Source organism: Kitasatospora sp. NPDC041917 (assembly GCF_055589745.1).
In genome coordinates this window covers 33,595-47,762 of record NZ_JBVJBI010000034.1, presented here as the reverse complement: position 1 = coordinate 47,762, position 14,168 = coordinate 33,595, and the positions used below count along the sequence as shown (strand labels likewise).

Sequence of the window (14,168 nt, the reverse complement as noted above, 5' to 3'; positions counted from 1 at the left end):
CTCTTCGCCTGCCACGCCCGTTCCTTCGCATACGCGTTCACTCCTCCACACCGGGGGCCAAGTGCGCGACACGCTACGGACGCCGCAGTGCCGTCCCTATGGAGGCGTCACATACCTCCGGCGTTCCGGTATGGGTGTCCACCACCTGGCCGGAGGCGGGACCCGGCTCCACTCTTCACGGAGACCGGTCGTCGCCGAGGTCCGCTCCCGCCGGGCGGAGGACCTCGCCGTTCCTCCACCGGACGGTCATGCGTCGGACACGCCCTGATGCCGCGGGTCGGCCGACAGGCTGATCGCCGAGGCGGGGCACAGGGCGACCGCCTCGCGAACCGCGCCCAACGCCCCGGCCGGAGGCTCGGGTTGCCGCACGACCGACGTGCCGTCGTCCTCGCGCTGGTCGAAGACCTCGCCGGCCGTCAGGACGCACATTCCGGAGCCGATGCAGCGTTCGGCGTCCACGGTGATCCTCATCGATCACGCGTCCCAGGTGACGGGGAGGCTCTTCACCCCGTAGATGTCCGCGATCTCCGGGCGCAGGGAGACCTCCTCGGGCGGTACGGCCAGGCGCAGCGTCGGGAAGCGGTCGAGCAGCGCGGGGAAGGCGACCCGCATCTCGATGCGGGCCAGCTGTTGGCCCAGGCACTGGTGGATGCCGTGGCCGAAGGCCAGGTGTCCGCCGTCCTGCCTGCGCAGGTCGAGCACATGGGGATCGGGGAAGCGCTCGGGATCGCGGTTGGCGGTGTTGAACGAGAGGATCAGCCGCTCACCGGCCCTGACGGTCCGGCCGCCGAGTTCGACGTCCTCCAGGGCCGTCCGCATGAAGGTCTTGGCGACGCTCAGGTACCGCAGCAGTTCCTCCACGGCCCGGTCGGTGAGTGCGGGATCGCCCCGCAGCGCGGCCAGTTGGTCCGGGTTGCGCAGCAGCGCGAAGGTTCCGAGGGCCAGCATGTTCGCGGTGGTGTCGAGACCGGCCGCGAGCAGGATCAGGCTGATCCCCTTCAGTTCCTCGTCGGTCAGATCGCTGTCGGTGAGGTCGCTGAGCACGTCGTCGGTGGGGTTGGCGCGCTTGGCGGCCACCAGCTCGGCCAGGTACTCCTGGGTCGAGGCGTAGGCCGCCATGAGGTCCTCGTCGCTCGTCTCCCCGTTCATGAACGAGTCGACCTGCTCCTGGAAGGAGCCCCGGTCCTCGTACGGCACCCCGAGCAGCTCGCAGATCACGATGGCGGGGATGGGCTTGGCGAACGCGGTCACCAGGTCCGCCGGGGGCCCGGCCGCCTCCATGGCGTCCAGGCGGGCGGTGGTGACCTGCTCGATGCGCTCGGTGAGCAGCCGCATCCGCCGTACGGTGAACTTGCCCGTCAGGGGCTTGCGGTAGCGGCTGTGCTGGGGCTCGTCCATGAGGACGAACTCCCCGGGCGGCGCCGGCGGGATCCGGAAGTCGCCGTAGTCGATGGTCGGGTGGAGCATCAGGTCCTTGCGCGAGCTGAACCTCGTGTCGGCCAGCACCGCCCTGACCAGGTCGTATCCGGTGACCAGCCAGCCGGGCCGTCCGCCGGGGAAGGTGTAGCGGCTCATCGGCGCGTGCCGGCGGGCGTCGATCAGCTCGGCGGGCGGGTCGAAGGGACAGCCGGGGCGGCGTGCCACCGGCATGGTCGTGACGGTGTGCGGGGATTCACCCATGGCCGTTCCTCGTTTCGCGTTGCCGCACGTTCGGATAACTGGAAAGCTACGGCTGTTTCTGACTCGACGTCAATCGGATGAAACGCGTCTTCCCAGCTCAGTAACGGTAAATTGATGCAATGACGCTGAACTCGAACGCAATGGATCGTTGCAATGGATGAAGGTTAAGGCAATGCCGCGACCGAGTTCGCTCACGCGTGCAGGTCAGGCCGGGTAGCTGAACACGGCGGTGAGCTGCGGCAGCGCGTCCCAGCCGACGACCGCGCTGCCGGCGGACTCGGACAGCGCACGGATGTAGGTGCCCGCGTACCCCTCGTCGGTCAGGTAGACGCCCCAGGTCGCGAGCCAGTCCCGCACCTCGCCGGTCTCCGCGTCCTGCACCGGCTCCGGCTGCGCCGGGGCCTTGCGCTGCACCAGGAACCGTCGTCGGTCGCACTCCGTCAGGGCCCGCCGCCAGTCCCCGTCGGACGTCTCCCAGCCGGCGACGATGCCGCCGCCGCGCGCGTCGTTGTTCGGCTTGAGGATCAGTTTCTCCCGATGGGCGCGGCAGTAGTCGATCAGATCGACCACGTCGCCGTCCACCTCGACCGTGCCCTCGGCCATCGACCGCGTCCACGGCAGCATTCCGTCGATCAGGGCCAGCTCCTCCTCGGCCAGGGCGGCCCGGAACCGGGGGTCGTGCAGCATCGGCAGGATGCCCTTGTTGCCGTGCAGGTCGGTACAGATCGGGGTCAGCTGCACGGTCCGGCCCTCCTCGTGGGCGCGGAAGACCGGCTCCATGGCCCCGGCGACCTCGGGGTCGGCGAGGATCTGGTCCACCGACACGTAGCGGAGGATCACGTCCACCGGGGTGCCGTCCAGGTGGATCTTCCCGCCCGGCGAGCTCAACTCGCCCACCTCGGCCAGCCGGAGGTCGATTCCCTTGCCCCGCATGTACTCCTGGAAGGGCAGCATGTACTTCCGGTACTGGGCCACCCGGCCGTTGCTCTCCAGCATCACGACCACCGGCGTGCCGGCGGCGGACACGCTCTCGGCGCAGCGGGTGAGCATGCGGGCGATGCCCGCCCCGATGTCGGGGTAGGTCAGCCGGTGCTTCTCGGCGAACTCCCGGAACCTGGGCACGTCCATCAGCGCCCGCGGGATGTCGCCGGTCCGTTCCATGCCGCCGAGGTCGGCGCCGATGTTGAACTCCAGCAGTCGCCAGGAGTCGCCGTCACGGTGCAGGTCGGCCCGGCCGTACGGGATCGGCGGCACGAGTCCGTTCCGGCGGACGAGCTCCACCGACCGGCGGTCGAGCCCGAGCGCCTCGCCGTAGGCGAACACGTCGCCACCGTGGAGCCTGCCGGGCAGGGAGACGATCAGGTCGTGGAACCGCATGAGCCGGTCGGCGACGCCGCGGATCGCGGTCTCCTCGACGAACAGCGGCCGGCCGAGCACCCGCCCGTCGAAGGCCGCGGTGAAGTGCGGCGGGAACCGCAGGTGGTCGACGACCCCGCGCAGGCCGTCGCGCCCCTCGGCGGCGCATTCGTCCAGGTAGGACCGGGTGACGGGGCAGGGGTTCCGGTTCATGCGGTGACCGTTCGCTGGTAGAGGGTGGGCACCTTGCCGCGCTCGGTGCGCTCGAAGTCGCCGCGCTCGACGTGCTCCACGGTGAACCCCAGGCAGCGCGGGCCGGTGACGATCTGGTTGAGCTCGACGGTGTCCGCGAAGGCCGCGACCACCGCGTCGACGGTGATGTCCCCGGGTGTGCCCGGTGACAGCAGCAGCCGTACCCGGTACCGGTTGACGGTCCAGAGCACCTGAAACTGGCAGTCGGCGGGATCGGTGATGCCCAACCGGGCGAGCCGCGACATCAACTGGTCGGCGGAGACGGTCTCGGAGTCCACGTTCAGCGACTGCCGGGCCCGGCCGAGCAGGGTGAGCACGGAGGCCTGGCTGCCGCAGCGGCACGGCTGGGCGCTCAGCCGGCCCCGGTCGCCGATGGCGTAGCGGAACAGGGCCATGCCGGTGTCGCTCAGCGGCGTGACGAGGACCTCGCCCTCCTCGCCGGCGGCCACGGCGAGCCCGGTCTCCTCGTCGACGATCTCCACCACCATCGCGTCCTCGTGCACGTGGTGGTCGTTGCCGGACAGCCACTGGCACTGGTAGCCGATGGGCCCGGTCTCGGTGGTGGAGTAGGCCAGCGAGCGGACCGTCAGTCCGGGCAGGGCGGCGGTGAGCGCCGCGGTGCGGCTGGCGCCGAGGCTCTCCCCGATGTAGAGGTAGGTCCGCATCGAGGCGAGCAGGTCCGGGGGCGTTCCGGTGAGCAGGTCCACCCCGTACCCCGGTGGCGCGGCCAAGGTGTCGATCGCGTGCTCGGAGATCATCTTCGCCGTCTCCGCGACGCTGGTGACGTTGCCCAGGGGGTACACCCGCGCGCCGAGCAGCCGAGCGACCTCCTGGGTGAACAGGAAGGATCCGTTGAGTTCGGCCCCGTAGAGGCAGTTCGCCACCCGGCGGGGCGGCTCGGGCAGGGTCGCGCGCAGCCCGCGCGCGCCGAGCGCGGACACCTGCTCGTTGAACGCCCAGGAGTGGTACATCATCTTGACCTTGCTGGAGGTCCCGCTCGAACGAAGCACCATGCCGGGCTGGTCGCCGTCGATCAGGAACTCCACCGAGTGCGGCGGACAGCCGTCGGCCAGCGCGGACGGGGTCAGCACGGGCAGTTCCGGCAACCGGTCCAGGCTGTGCACGGAGTCGAGCCCGGGCCAGCGGCGCAGCACCGCGGGCGTGCGCCGGGCCGCGGTCACCAACCGCGTGAAGTTGTGCGCCCGCAGTCGCTCGATCTCCTCCCGGCTGATGGCGTCCAGGTCGGCGGCGAGCCGAATGCCGGTGTTCATCGGGAACCTCCGTTGTGTGCTGATCTCGTCGCGCACGATCACCGTGCCTGCCCGGACGGCTCCGCGCGGCGCAACGCGTCCTTGCTCGGGGGGCCGCTGCCGCCGGTGCGATTCCGGCGCGGCCCCGGCGCCGACGGGCCGGCCGCACCGGGCATTCGGTTGGTCCCATTCCCATTCCGTCGACGCCCGAACACTAGATTCCGTCGGACGACCGGACGACCGGCTTCTTTGCGTTATGGGGCGGCATTTCTTGCTGAGGGCCGCATTTGTTGCGCGAATTATCCGACCCTCGACGGGAGGCGTTCCGGTTCGTCCAACTCCCGCCAAACCCGGAACACGAACGGCCACAGCGAAACGAGCAGGCAGAGCCCGCCGAGCACGAGCACCGCGGCGGTCGGCCCGACCGCGTCCAGCAGCACCCCGGCCAGCAGCAGTCCCAGCGGCATGGCCGCGTTGGCCGAGGCGTGGAACGCCGCGAACACCCGGCCGCGCAGCCCCTCGGGCACCCGGGCGTACTTGACCGCGGCGATCACCGGGTTGATCGGGCCGTTCGCCATCATGCAGGCCGAGACCACCAGCACCAGCAGCACCGGGTGCGGGTCGGCCGCCACGGCCAGGAAGACGGGCGCGCCGGAGACCAGGGAGCAGATCGCGAACACCCGCCACCGACGGCCGCCGTCGCCCAGCCAGCCGTACAGCGCCGTGCCCAGGATGCTGGCGCCGCTGGACGCGGCGATCAGCACGCCGACCAGCGTGCTGTCGTGCCACACGGTCAGTCCGTAGGCGGGCAGCAGCACCGAGAGCAGCCCGACGGTGAGGGCGTTCAAGGCCGCGCACTGCACGCCGATGACCAGCAGCAACCGGTCGCGCCGGAAGTGCTCGGCGGCCTGCTTGAGCTCCCGCAGGTAGCCGTGCGCGCCGCCGGCCGGCTCACGCCCGGCGGCGGCCGCGGGCCGGACCAGGAGGCCCACCAGCGCCGCCGCGGTGAGCAGCGCCGCGCCGTCGGCCAGTAGGACCCAGGTGGGTCCGATCAGCCCGATCAGAATGCCGCCGAGCGGCGCGCCGAGCAGGTCTCCGGTGCGCAACGCGGACTCCTCCGCGCTGGTGCCCCGCTCGACGCGGACGCCGGTCGCGGCCAGGACGGCGGGCAGCAGCACCTGTTTGGCGCTGCGGGAGGGCGCTCGACCGGCGCCGATCCCGAACACCAGGACCACGAGCACCGGCAGCGACAGCAGGTCCAGTGCCTCCGCGGCCGGGATCGCGAGCACCGCGACGGAGGCCGCCAGGTCGGCCATGATGCTGCCGCGCCACGCGCCGTACCGGTCCAGCAGCGGGCCGACCAGCACCACCGAGAGGACCAGCCCGAGCGTTTCGGCGGCGGCCACGGCCCCGGTCTGGAGGCCGCTGCCGGTTCTTGACAGCACGAACCAGGGAAGGGCGATCATCGTCATCGTCGCGCCGCACGAGGACACGCCGCACGCGGCGACGAGTGCGAACAACGGCAGGCGACGGATCACCGGCGTACTCCGCGGAACAAAGTGTTCACGATTCCCCTAAATGCCGATTTTCGGATGCTAGTATCCGCTGGACCATTCATCGAATAATCCAATTCGGAGTCTCACCCGTGGATCCTGTTGTCACTGACCGGCTGGTGCTGCGTTCCTTCACCGAGGCGGATATCGACGACCTGCACGACATCCAGCGCCGTCCGGACGTGACCCGGTACCTGCTGTGGGACGCCCGCACCCGCGAGGAGACGCGCACCGCGCTGGCCACCAGGATCTCGGAGTCCGAGCTGGCCGGGGAGGGCGACAACCTGGCCGTCGCGGTGGAGCTGCGCGAGTCCGGCCGGCTCATCGGCGAGTTCAACCTGGACTGGCTGAGCGCCGAACTGGGCCGCGCCGAGATCGGTTTCGTGATGAACCCCGACCACGGCGGCCGCGGGTACGCCACCGAAGCCGGCCGCGAGGTGCTGCGGCTGGCGTTCGAGCGGTACGGCTTCCACCGGGTGGTCGGCATGTGCAACGGGAACAACGTTTCGTCGATGCGGCTGATGGAGCGTCTCGGCATGCGTCGGGAGGCGTTCTTCGTGCAGGGCGAGATGCTCAAGGGGCAGCGGGCGGACCTGGCCGTGTACGCGATGCTGGGCACCGAGTGGGCCGGCGCGGACGTCATCGCCGAGGGAACTCCGGTCGCCCGGGGATGACGTCCGCACGTCGTGGTGGTCGCCCGCCTAGAGGGTGGTGGCCACCGCGGCGGGGTCGCTCGCGCGGAGGTAGTCCGCGAGCGTGTCGTAGCGTTCACGGAGCTGACGCTTGAGCACCTTGCCGGTGACGCCCTGCGGGATGTCGGTGACGGAGCGGGTCAGTTCGAGCACGGCCAGCGTGGGGTGGCCGGCCGCGCCGAGCACGGTGTTGGCCGAGGCGAGCAGCTGCGACGGGTCGAGGTGCTCGCCGTGGGCGGCGACCAGTGCCACCGCGACCGTGTTCCCGCCGTGCCGGCCGGCCACGACCGTGCAGTCCACGATCACCGGCAGCTCGTTGAGCAGGAGTTCCTCCATCTGCACCGAGTGCGCGGGGCCCGCCGCGGTCTCGATGGTGTCCACCGCCCGGTCCACCTGGTAGAAGTCGCCGGCCTCGTCCTGGTACGCCAGGTCGCCGGACAGCCAGTACCCGGACAGCCGGCTGCGGTAGGTGGTGTCGGAGTCGTTCCAGTACCCCGCGGTGATGGTGGGGCCCTTGGCGCCCAGCAGTCCGATCTCGCCGCGGTCGGCCGCGGTGCCGTCCCGGCGCAGCACGACGACCTCGGACAGCGCGTCGGGACGGCCGATGCAGCGGTCGTTGCGCTGTGAGGCCAGCGAGCGCGGCTGCACCATCAGGCCCCAGCCCAGTTCGGTGGCGCCGAAGCGGTCGTAGAACACCGCGGAGGGCAGCTCGGGGTCGCGCTTGCCCAGGATGGCCTTGAGGTGGGCCTCGTGGATGGCGTCGCCCATGGTCACCCAGCTGTCCACCGAGTCGACCGCGCCGTCGGCGACCTCGACGTCGGCCAGTTCCGTGAACGCGTGCGCGAAGGCCATCACCGTGGTCGGCCGGTACCGGCGGATGGCGTCGACCAGGTCGGCGCCGGTGGGGTCGTAGTGGGCGACCATGGGCGTGCCGGCCAGGACGGCGTAGTTGACGTACACCACCGAGCCCAGGTGCGACTGCGGCTGCGCGGCCATCATCAGGTCGTCGGGCGAGTCCAGGTAGTCGGTGAGCCGGAACCGCGGGCCGGCGACGCTGGACGCGTGCGTCTGCACCACCGGCTTGGGGAAGCCCGTGGTGCCCGAGGAATGCAGGATCGAGACCGGGTCGTCGGGCGCGTGCCGGAACCGCGCGGCGGCGGCCAGCTCGGCCTGGGGCGGCGCGGGCACGTCCTCGGCCAGGACGACCCAGCGCGAGCCCGGCAGTTCGGCGAGCTCGGGGCCGAGGAGGTCGCGCCGGCCGCGGGTCGTGTACACGCCGACCGGCTCGGTGCGCCGGATCAGTTCGAGCGCGTTCTCCTTGGGGGCCTTGCTGTTGATCAGCACCGCGATCGCGCCGATGGTCGCCAGCGCGTGCAGGTGAACCGAGTACGCGAAGGAGTCCTCGATGTGGACCGCGACCCGGTCCCGGGGCCGCACGCCCCGGTCGAGGTACCAGACCGACCAGCTCTGCACGAGCCGGTCCAGCCCGCGGAGGCTGAACTCGGTCGTCGTCCCGCCGTCGCAGGTGGCGACCGGCCGGCCGGTGGCGATGAACGGCAGGTCCGGGTTCGGGCTGACGGCCAGCGCCGACTCCAGGACGTTCCCGCCCCCGAGACGGGGATCCGCGGCGAGCTTCGCACGTGACTCGGCGGACAGCAGGGTTCGAGCGGACAAGGTCATCGGCGCGCCTTCCGGTGATGGTTTCCGGGAACCGATCGTCCGTGGACGTGCCGGAAGCGACAAGGTCTTTCTTGCGCATGTGGACCTCGGTTGTTGCGCGAGACCGCGTTTGTTGCCGCAACCGCCGCGCGGGCTCCTGCGGACCGCCGTTGGCAGGTACATCTGGAAGAGCCCTTCGGTGGGCGAGACGATCACGAGGAGATTCCAGGTGACCATGGGGGATTCGGCGGCACGATCCGGCGGAGCGGACCGTCGACTCGAGGAACTGCGGGGCGAACTGGACGGCATCGACGCCCGTCTGCTGGACGTGCTGCGCGACCGGATCGACGTCTGTGTGCGCGTCGCCCACCACAAGAGGGAGCACGGCGTCCCGATGATGCAGCCGCACCGCATCGGCATCGTGCAGGAGCGGGCCGCGCGGTACGGCGAGCGCAACGGGATCGACCAGGACTTCCTGCGCCGGCTGTACGACCTGATCATCGCCGAGACCTGCCGGGTCGAGGACCTGGTCATGGGCAACACCCCGGCGAGCTAGGCACCACGGCCACACTGAAGGAAGGACAGACCGGGCAATGCGGATGTTGCTGATCGACAACTACGACTCGTTCACCTACAACCTGTACCAGCTGCTCGGCGAGGTGACCGGCCGGGCGCCGGTCGTGGTGCGCAACGACGCCGAATTCCCGGCGGAGCGGATGGCCGAGTTCGACGGCATCGTGGTGTCCCCCGGGCCCGGCCGGCCCGACCGGGCCCGTGACTTCGGCATCAGCTCCCGCGCCGTCCTCGACTCGGGACGGCCGGTGCTCGGCGTGTGCCTCGGCCACCAGGGCATCGCGAACCTGTTCGGCGGCACGGTCGGCCTCGCGCCCGAACCCATGCACGGCCGCAGCTCGCTGGTGCACCACACCGGCGACGGCGTCTTCGCCGGGCTGCCCACGCCGTTCTCGGTGGTGCGCTACCACTCGCTGACCGTCACCGACCTGCCCGAGGTGCTCGAACGCACCGCGTGGACCGAGGACGGCGTGCTGATGGGCCTGCGCCACCGGACGGACCCGCTGTGGGGCGTCCAGTTCCACCCCGAATCCATCAGCAGCGAGCACGGCAGGCTGCTGCTGGCGAACTTCCGCGACCTCGCGATGGACGCGCGCCCCGCTCCGGCCGTCGCCCCGCCTCCACCGGCCGTGCGGCCGGCGCCCGCTGACGCCTCGCCGGATCTGCGCCTGCACGTGCGCGAGGCGGCGCACGAGCCGGACCCGGACGCGGCGCACCGGGAACTGTTCTCCGGCTCCACCCGCAGCTTCTGGCTGGACAGCAGCGAGACCCGCCACGAACGCTCGCGGTTCTCGATCATGGGCGACGACAGCGGACCGCTGGCCGAGTACGTCTCCTACGACGTCGGCCGGCGGCTGGTCACCGTCACCCACGCGGACGGCCGGGTCGAGGAGGTCCACCGGGACTTCTTCGGCTACCTCCAGGACAGTCTGGCCGCGCGGTCGCTGCCGACACCGGACGGTCTGCCGTTCGACTTCAACCTGGGCTACGTCGGTTACCTGGGCTACGAGTTGAAGGCCGAGACCGGTGGCTCCCGGGCACACCGGGCCGACACCCCCGACGCCGCTCTGCTGTTCGCCGACCGCGCGCTGGTCGTCGACCACGTGGAACACCGGTCGTACCTGCTGGCGTTGAGCACACCGGAGCACGAGGCGGCCGCGCTCGACTGGCTGGACGGGACGGCGGCTCGGCTGTCCCGGCTCGACGGGTCCGCCGTGGACGATTCGGGCCGGACGGGTGTGCTGGCCGGCGCCGAGGCCGCCGACATGGCCGGCTGGGAGACCGCCCGTCCGCGCCACGACCGCGAGGGCTACCTCAAGCGGATCGAGGACTGCCTCGACGAGATCCGGCTCGGCGAGTCCTACGAGATCTGCCTGACCAACACGGTCACCGTGGACGAGAAGATCGATCCCCGGCACACCTACTCCCGGCTGCGCCGGATCAGCCCGGTGCCCTACGGGGCCTTCCTGGACTTCGCCGAGGTCGCGGTGCTCAGCGCGTCGCCGGAGCGGTTCCTGCGGATCGGCGCCGACGGCGTCGTGGAGTCCAAGCCCATCAAGGGAACCCGGCCCCGCGGCGGCACTCCCGACCAGGACGAGCTGCTCAAGCTGGACCTCTCCACGCACGAGAAGGACCGCGCGGAGAACCTGATGATCGTCGACCTGGTGCGCAACGACCTGAACACGGTGTGCGAGATCGGCTCGGTGCACGTCCCGGTGCTGTTCGACGTGGAGACGTACGCGCCGGTGCACCAGCTGGTCTCCACCGTCCGCGGCACGCTGCGGGCGGAGGAGAGCGCGGTCGGCTGCGTGCGCGCGGCGTTCCCCGGCGGCTCCATGACCGGTGCGCCGAAGGTGCGCACGATGGAGATCATCGACCGGCTGGAGGAGGGGCCGCGCGGCGTCTACAGCGGTTCGCTGGGCTGGTTCGCCCTGTCCGGCGCCGCGGATCTGAGCATCGTGATACGGACCCTGGTCGCCACCGACGAAGGGATGAGCTTCGGCGTCGGCGGCGCGATCGTGGCGCTGTCGGACCCCGACGAGGAGTACGAGGAGACCGTGGTGAAATCGCGCGCGGTGCTCACCGCGGTCGCGGCGACGGCGCTGCGCCCCGCACTGGGAGGACTGGCATGAGCGGGGCCGGAGTTCGGTCGCTGCGGCGTTGTCTGGTGGCGGGCGGCGCCGGCGCGGTCGGCGGCATGTTCGCCTCGCTGCTGGCCGGTTCGGGCGCCGAGGTCGTCGTGGTGGACCCGGCCGGTGGCGACCTCGCCGGGGACATCACCTCGCCCGGTGACGCCCTGGTCGCGGAGCTGGGCACGGCGGACCTGGTGCTGCTGGCGGTGCCCGAGCGCACGGGGCTGGCCGCGATCCCGCTCATCGCTCCGCACCTGCGTCCCGGTACGCTGCTGGTGGACACACTGTCCGTGAAGGACGCCGTGGTGACCGCGCTCCAGGGCGTCGAAGGCGTGCAGGCCGTCAGCCTGAACCCGATGTTCGCGCCGGCCCTGGGCATGCCCGGCAAGCCGGTCGCCACCGTCGTGGTGCACGACGGGCCGGCCGCGGCCGAACTGCTGCGGCTGCTCGCCGAGTGGGGCGGCCGACCGGTGCTGCTCGACGCCGAGCGGCACGACCGGCTCACCGCCGCCGCGCAGGTGCTCACCCACGCCAGCGTGCTCGGTTTCGGGCTGGCGCTGGAGGAACTCGGCACCGACATCGGCGAACTCGGCGTGATCGCCCCGCCGCCGCACGCGACCATGCTGGCCCTGCTGGCCAGGATCGCCTCCGGGACACCGGAGGTGTACTGGGACATCCAGGTCGCCAATCCCGACGCCGCGCGGGCCCGCGGTGCGCTGGCCGCGTCCGTGCGCCGACTGGCCGACCTGATCGACGGCGGCGACGAAGCCGGGTTCGCCGCGGCGCAGGGCCGGCTGCGCGCCCTCTTCGGCACCGCCCTGGACGAGCACCGCGACACCTGCGCCCACCTGTTCGACGCCCTGTCCGCGTCCACCCGAATCGAGGCGACATGATCCATCCGCAGCAGGAGACACAGCCCGCCAACTGGGTCGAGTCCCGCATCAACAAGACGTCCGACTCCCTGGACGTGGCGTTCGAGCAAGGCCTGACCGGGCACGTGGTCACCGGCCGCAAGCCCGGCAAGGTGGTCTGCCTGGCGGACGGCACCGAGGCGCTGGAGTTCGTGTCCTGCTCCTACCTGGGTCTGGAGGAGCACCCCGCGCTGGTGACGGCCGCCGAGGAGGCGCTGCGCCGCTTCGGCGTGCACCTGTCGACCTCCCGCAACCGGATGCGCCCGCACTACCTCGGCGAGTTGGAGGACCTGCTCTCCACGGTGTACCGCGGCAACAAGGTCGTCCCCTTCACCTCCGTCGGAACCGTCCACCTGGGCCTGCTGCCGCTGCTCGGCGCCGGCGCGCTGCCCAGCTACCCGATCGCGCCCGGCGGCGCGACCTTCCTGGTGGACCGGACCGCGCACTCCTCGATGCAGGTGCTGCGGGGGGTCCTCGACCAGATCGGCCCCGCGCGCCGGTTCGACCTGGAGACGCCCGACTCGCTGGAGTCCGCGCTGCGCGACGCCCGTCGCGACGGGCGCACGCCGATCGTGCTGATCGACGGCGTCGGCTCGATGGGCGGTCTGATCGACGTCGCCGGGATCCTGGAGGCGCTGGCGCCCCACGGGGGACACCTCTACATCGACGACGCGCACGGCATCTCCGTCGCGGGCGAGCACGGCGCCGGCTACGCCTTCGAGGCGCTCGGCGACCGGCTGCCGCCCAACGTGGTCATCGCCGGCTCGCTGTCCAAGGCGTTCGGCGGCTGCGGCGGGTTCGCGGTGGTGCCGAGCGAGGACGACGTGCGTGTGCTGCGCAAGTTCGCGAACCCGCTGGTCTTCGGGCACTCGATCATGCTGCCGATGCTGGCCGCGAACGTCGCCTCGGCCCGGCTGCACCTCGACGGCGAGGTCGCCGCGTTGCAGGAGCGGCTGTGGCGCAACACCGAGGTGTTCGACGAGCTGACCGGCAACCGGCTCGTCAACGCCGGTCTGCGGTCCCCGGTGCGCGGTGCGCACTTCGACACCGAGGAGGCGGCCTTCCGCGCGGCCACCACGCTGAAGGAGGCCGGGGTGCTCATCCTGCCGGCCTTCTTCCCCACCGTGGCCAAGGGCACCGGTCTGATCCGCTTCGCCCTGTCCTCGCTGCACGAACGCGGCCATCTGGAGACGGCCGCGAACATCCTGGAAGGAGTCCGGAACGGATGACCGCCGAGACTGGTGAACCGACGCTGGGTGCGTTCCTGACGGACGCCGAGAAGACCCTCGCCGAGGCCGGCGCCTGGCAGCCGCGCGGGGACGCCGAGAAGCTGGCCGAGTACGTGCTGGGCCGCGCCGTGGAGCGGCTGCCCCTCGACGCCACGCTCGGCCGGGAGGATCTGGCCCGGCTGCGGGAGCTGGTCGCCCGCCGGGCCGACCGCACGCCGGTGGAGTACCTGACCGGCCGTGCCGTGCTCGGCGGTGTCGAGGTCGCGGTGGGTCCGGGCGTCTTCGTGCCCCGCAAGCACACCGAGCCGCTGCTGGCCTGGGGGCTGGACGTGGTGAGCGGGGTGTCCAAGCCGCTCGCGGTGGACCTGTGCACCGGATCGGCGGCGATCGCCCTGGCGGTCGCGCACGCCCGGCCGGACGCGACCGTGCACGCCATCGAGCTCGACCCGGTGGCCCTGACCTGGGCGCGCCGCAACGCCGCACGGCAGGCGGAACTCGGCGACACCCCGATCATCCTGCACGCCGGCAATGTCACCGACGCCGCGATGTTCGCCGACCTGGACGGCACGGTGGACCTGCTGCTGGCCAATCCGCCGTTCGTGGTGGACGGCGTCGTGCTGCCGCCGGAATGGCAGGAGCACCAGCCGTGGCCCGCGCTGTTCGGCGGCCAGGACGGACTGGTCGTGATCCGCGCGGTGGTGGCGGCCGCCACCCGGCTGCTGCGTTCCGGCGGCGGCGTCGCGATCGAACACGACGACGAGCAGGCCGACGTGGTCATGTCCCTGCTGCGGGAACAGGACGCCTTCACCGGCATCAGCTACGGCGTGGACCACTGGGGCACCCCCCGGTACACCACCGCGCGCAGAAAGTAACGAGGAAGA

At 71.5% G+C, this 14,168-nt stretch carries 12 protein-coding genes; 6 read left to right on the top strand and 6 right to left on the bottom strand.

Annotation, left to right across the window (positions count from 1 at the left end; all coding sequences use genetic code 11):
• Window positions 1-246: 246 nt before the first annotated feature.
• The 5 genes from ACZ6EM_RS30695 to ACZ6EM_RS30675 all read right to left on the bottom strand — a co-directional run bounded on the left by ACZ6EM_RS30695 (window position 247) and on the right by ACZ6EM_RS30675 (window position 6,076).
• Window positions 247-459 (bottom strand): ferredoxin, encoded by a 213-nt coding sequence (locus ACZ6EM_RS30695; RefSeq protein WP_465773749.1) that lies wholly within the window; start codon window positions 457-459, stop codon window positions 247-249.
• Window positions 460-474: 15 nt separating this feature from the next.
• Window positions 475-1,680, bottom strand: a complete 1,206-nt coding sequence (locus ACZ6EM_RS30690) for a cytochrome P450 (protein ID WP_465773748.1) — start codon at window positions 1,678-1,680, stop codon at window positions 475-477.
• Between the two features lie 204 nt (window positions 1,681-1,884).
• On the bottom strand, window positions 1,885-3,249 hold the full coding sequence (locus ACZ6EM_RS30685; RefSeq protein ID WP_465773747.1) for a hypothetical protein: 1,365 nt from the start codon (window positions 3,247-3,249) through the stop codon (window positions 1,885-1,887).
• The gene (locus ACZ6EM_RS30680) at window positions 3,246-4,559 is read right to left on the bottom strand and encodes a phenylacetate--CoA ligase family protein (RefSeq protein WP_465773746.1); all 1,314 of its coding nucleotides are present in this window, start codon (window positions 4,557-4,559) and stop codon (window positions 3,246-3,248) included. The genes ACZ6EM_RS30685 and ACZ6EM_RS30680 overlap by 4 nt, the downstream gene beginning before the upstream one ends.
• A 278-nt stretch (window positions 4,560-4,837) precedes the next feature.
• Window positions 4,838-6,076 (bottom strand): MFS transporter, encoded by a 1,239-nt coding sequence (locus ACZ6EM_RS30675; RefSeq protein WP_401043592.1) that lies wholly within the window; start codon window positions 6,074-6,076, stop codon window positions 4,838-4,840.
• Window positions 6,077-6,183: 107 nt separating this feature from the next.
• Between ACZ6EM_RS30675 and ACZ6EM_RS30670 the strand changes: the two genes are divergently transcribed.
• Window positions 6,184-6,765, top strand: a complete 582-nt coding sequence (locus ACZ6EM_RS30670) for a GNAT family N-acetyltransferase (RefSeq protein WP_380543862.1) — start codon at window positions 6,184-6,186, stop codon at window positions 6,763-6,765.
• 27 nt (window positions 6,766-6,792) lie between these two features.
• On the opposite strand, the gene ACZ6EM_RS30665 is transcribed toward ACZ6EM_RS30670, so the two are convergent.
• Window positions 6,793-8,463 carry a class I adenylate-forming enzyme family protein gene (locus ACZ6EM_RS30665; protein ID WP_401043589.1) on the bottom strand — a complete coding sequence of 557 codons (1,671 nt, stop codon included), beginning with the start codon at window positions 8,461-8,463 and terminating at the stop codon, window positions 6,793-6,795.
• A 214-nt stretch (window positions 8,464-8,677) separates the two neighbouring features.
• Here ACZ6EM_RS30665 and ACZ6EM_RS30660 point away from each other — a divergent pair, with 214 nt between their 5' ends.
• Genes ACZ6EM_RS30660 through ACZ6EM_RS30640 form a run of 5 tightly spaced genes read left to right on the top strand, consistent with a single transcriptional unit; the run spans window position 8,678 to window position 14,159 of the window.
• Window positions 8,678-8,998 carry a chorismate mutase family protein gene (locus tag ACZ6EM_RS30660; RefSeq protein ID WP_465773755.1) on the top strand — a complete coding sequence of 107 codons (321 nt, stop codon included), beginning with the start codon at window positions 8,678-8,680 and terminating at the stop codon, window positions 8,996-8,998.
• A 37-nt stretch (window positions 8,999-9,035) separates the two neighbouring features.
• A complete protein-coding gene (pabB, locus tag ACZ6EM_RS30655; RefSeq protein ID WP_465773745.1) occupies window positions 9,036-11,147 on the top strand; it encodes an aminodeoxychorismate synthase component I in 2,112 nt (703 codons plus the stop codon).
• A complete protein-coding gene (locus ACZ6EM_RS30650; RefSeq protein ID WP_465773744.1) occupies window positions 11,144-12,040 on the top strand; it encodes a prephenate dehydrogenase/arogenate dehydrogenase family protein in 897 nt (298 codons plus the stop codon). The genes pabB and ACZ6EM_RS30650 overlap by 4 nt, the downstream gene beginning before the upstream one ends.
• The gene (locus ACZ6EM_RS30645) at window positions 12,037-13,287 is read left to right on the top strand and encodes an aminotransferase class I/II-fold pyridoxal phosphate-dependent enzyme (RefSeq protein ID WP_401043581.1); all 1,251 of its coding nucleotides are present in this window, start codon (window positions 12,037-12,039) and stop codon (window positions 13,285-13,287) included. Before ACZ6EM_RS30650 ends, ACZ6EM_RS30645 begins: the two co-directional genes overlap by 4 nt.
• Window positions 13,284-14,159 carry a N5-glutamine methyltransferase family protein gene (locus ACZ6EM_RS30640; protein WP_401043579.1) on the top strand — a complete coding sequence of 292 codons (876 nt, stop codon included), beginning with the start codon at window positions 13,284-13,286 and terminating at the stop codon, window positions 14,157-14,159. The genes ACZ6EM_RS30645 and ACZ6EM_RS30640 overlap by 4 nt, the downstream gene beginning before the upstream one ends.
• The last annotated feature ends 9 nt before the right edge of the window (window positions 14,160-14,168 follow it).

Coding starts and splice junctions, on each gene's coding strand:
- ACZ6EM_RS30660 (WP_465773755.1), top strand. CDS start 8,678: ATGGGGGATTCGGCGGCACGATCCGGCGGAGCGGACCGTCGACTCGAG.
- ACZ6EM_RS30650 (WP_465773744.1), top strand. CDS start 11,144: ATGAGCGGGGCCGGAGTTCGGTCGCTGCGGCGTTGTCTGGTGGCGGGC.
- ACZ6EM_RS30680 (WP_465773746.1), bottom strand. CDS start 4,559: ATGAACACCGGCATTCGGCTCGCCGCCGACCTGGACGCCATCAGCCGG.
- pabB (WP_465773745.1), top strand. CDS start 9,036: ATGCGGATGTTGCTGATCGACAACTACGACTCGTTCACCTACAACCTG.
- ACZ6EM_RS30685 (WP_465773747.1), bottom strand. CDS start 3,249: ATGAACCGGAACCCCTGCCCCGTCACCCGGTCCTACCTGGACGAATGC.
- ACZ6EM_RS30690 (WP_465773748.1), bottom strand. CDS start 1,680: ATGGGTGAATCCCCGCACACCGTCACGACCATGCCGGTGGCACGCCGC.
- ACZ6EM_RS30645 (WP_401043581.1), top strand. CDS start 12,037: ATGATCCATCCGCAGCAGGAGACACAGCCCGCCAACTGGGTCGAGTCC.
- ACZ6EM_RS30665 (WP_401043589.1), bottom strand. CDS start 8,463: ATGACCTTGTCCGCTCGAACCCTGCTGTCCGCCGAGTCACGTGCGAAG.
- ACZ6EM_RS30640 (WP_401043579.1), top strand. CDS start 13,284: ATGACCGCCGAGACTGGTGAACCGACGCTGGGTGCGTTCCTGACGGAC.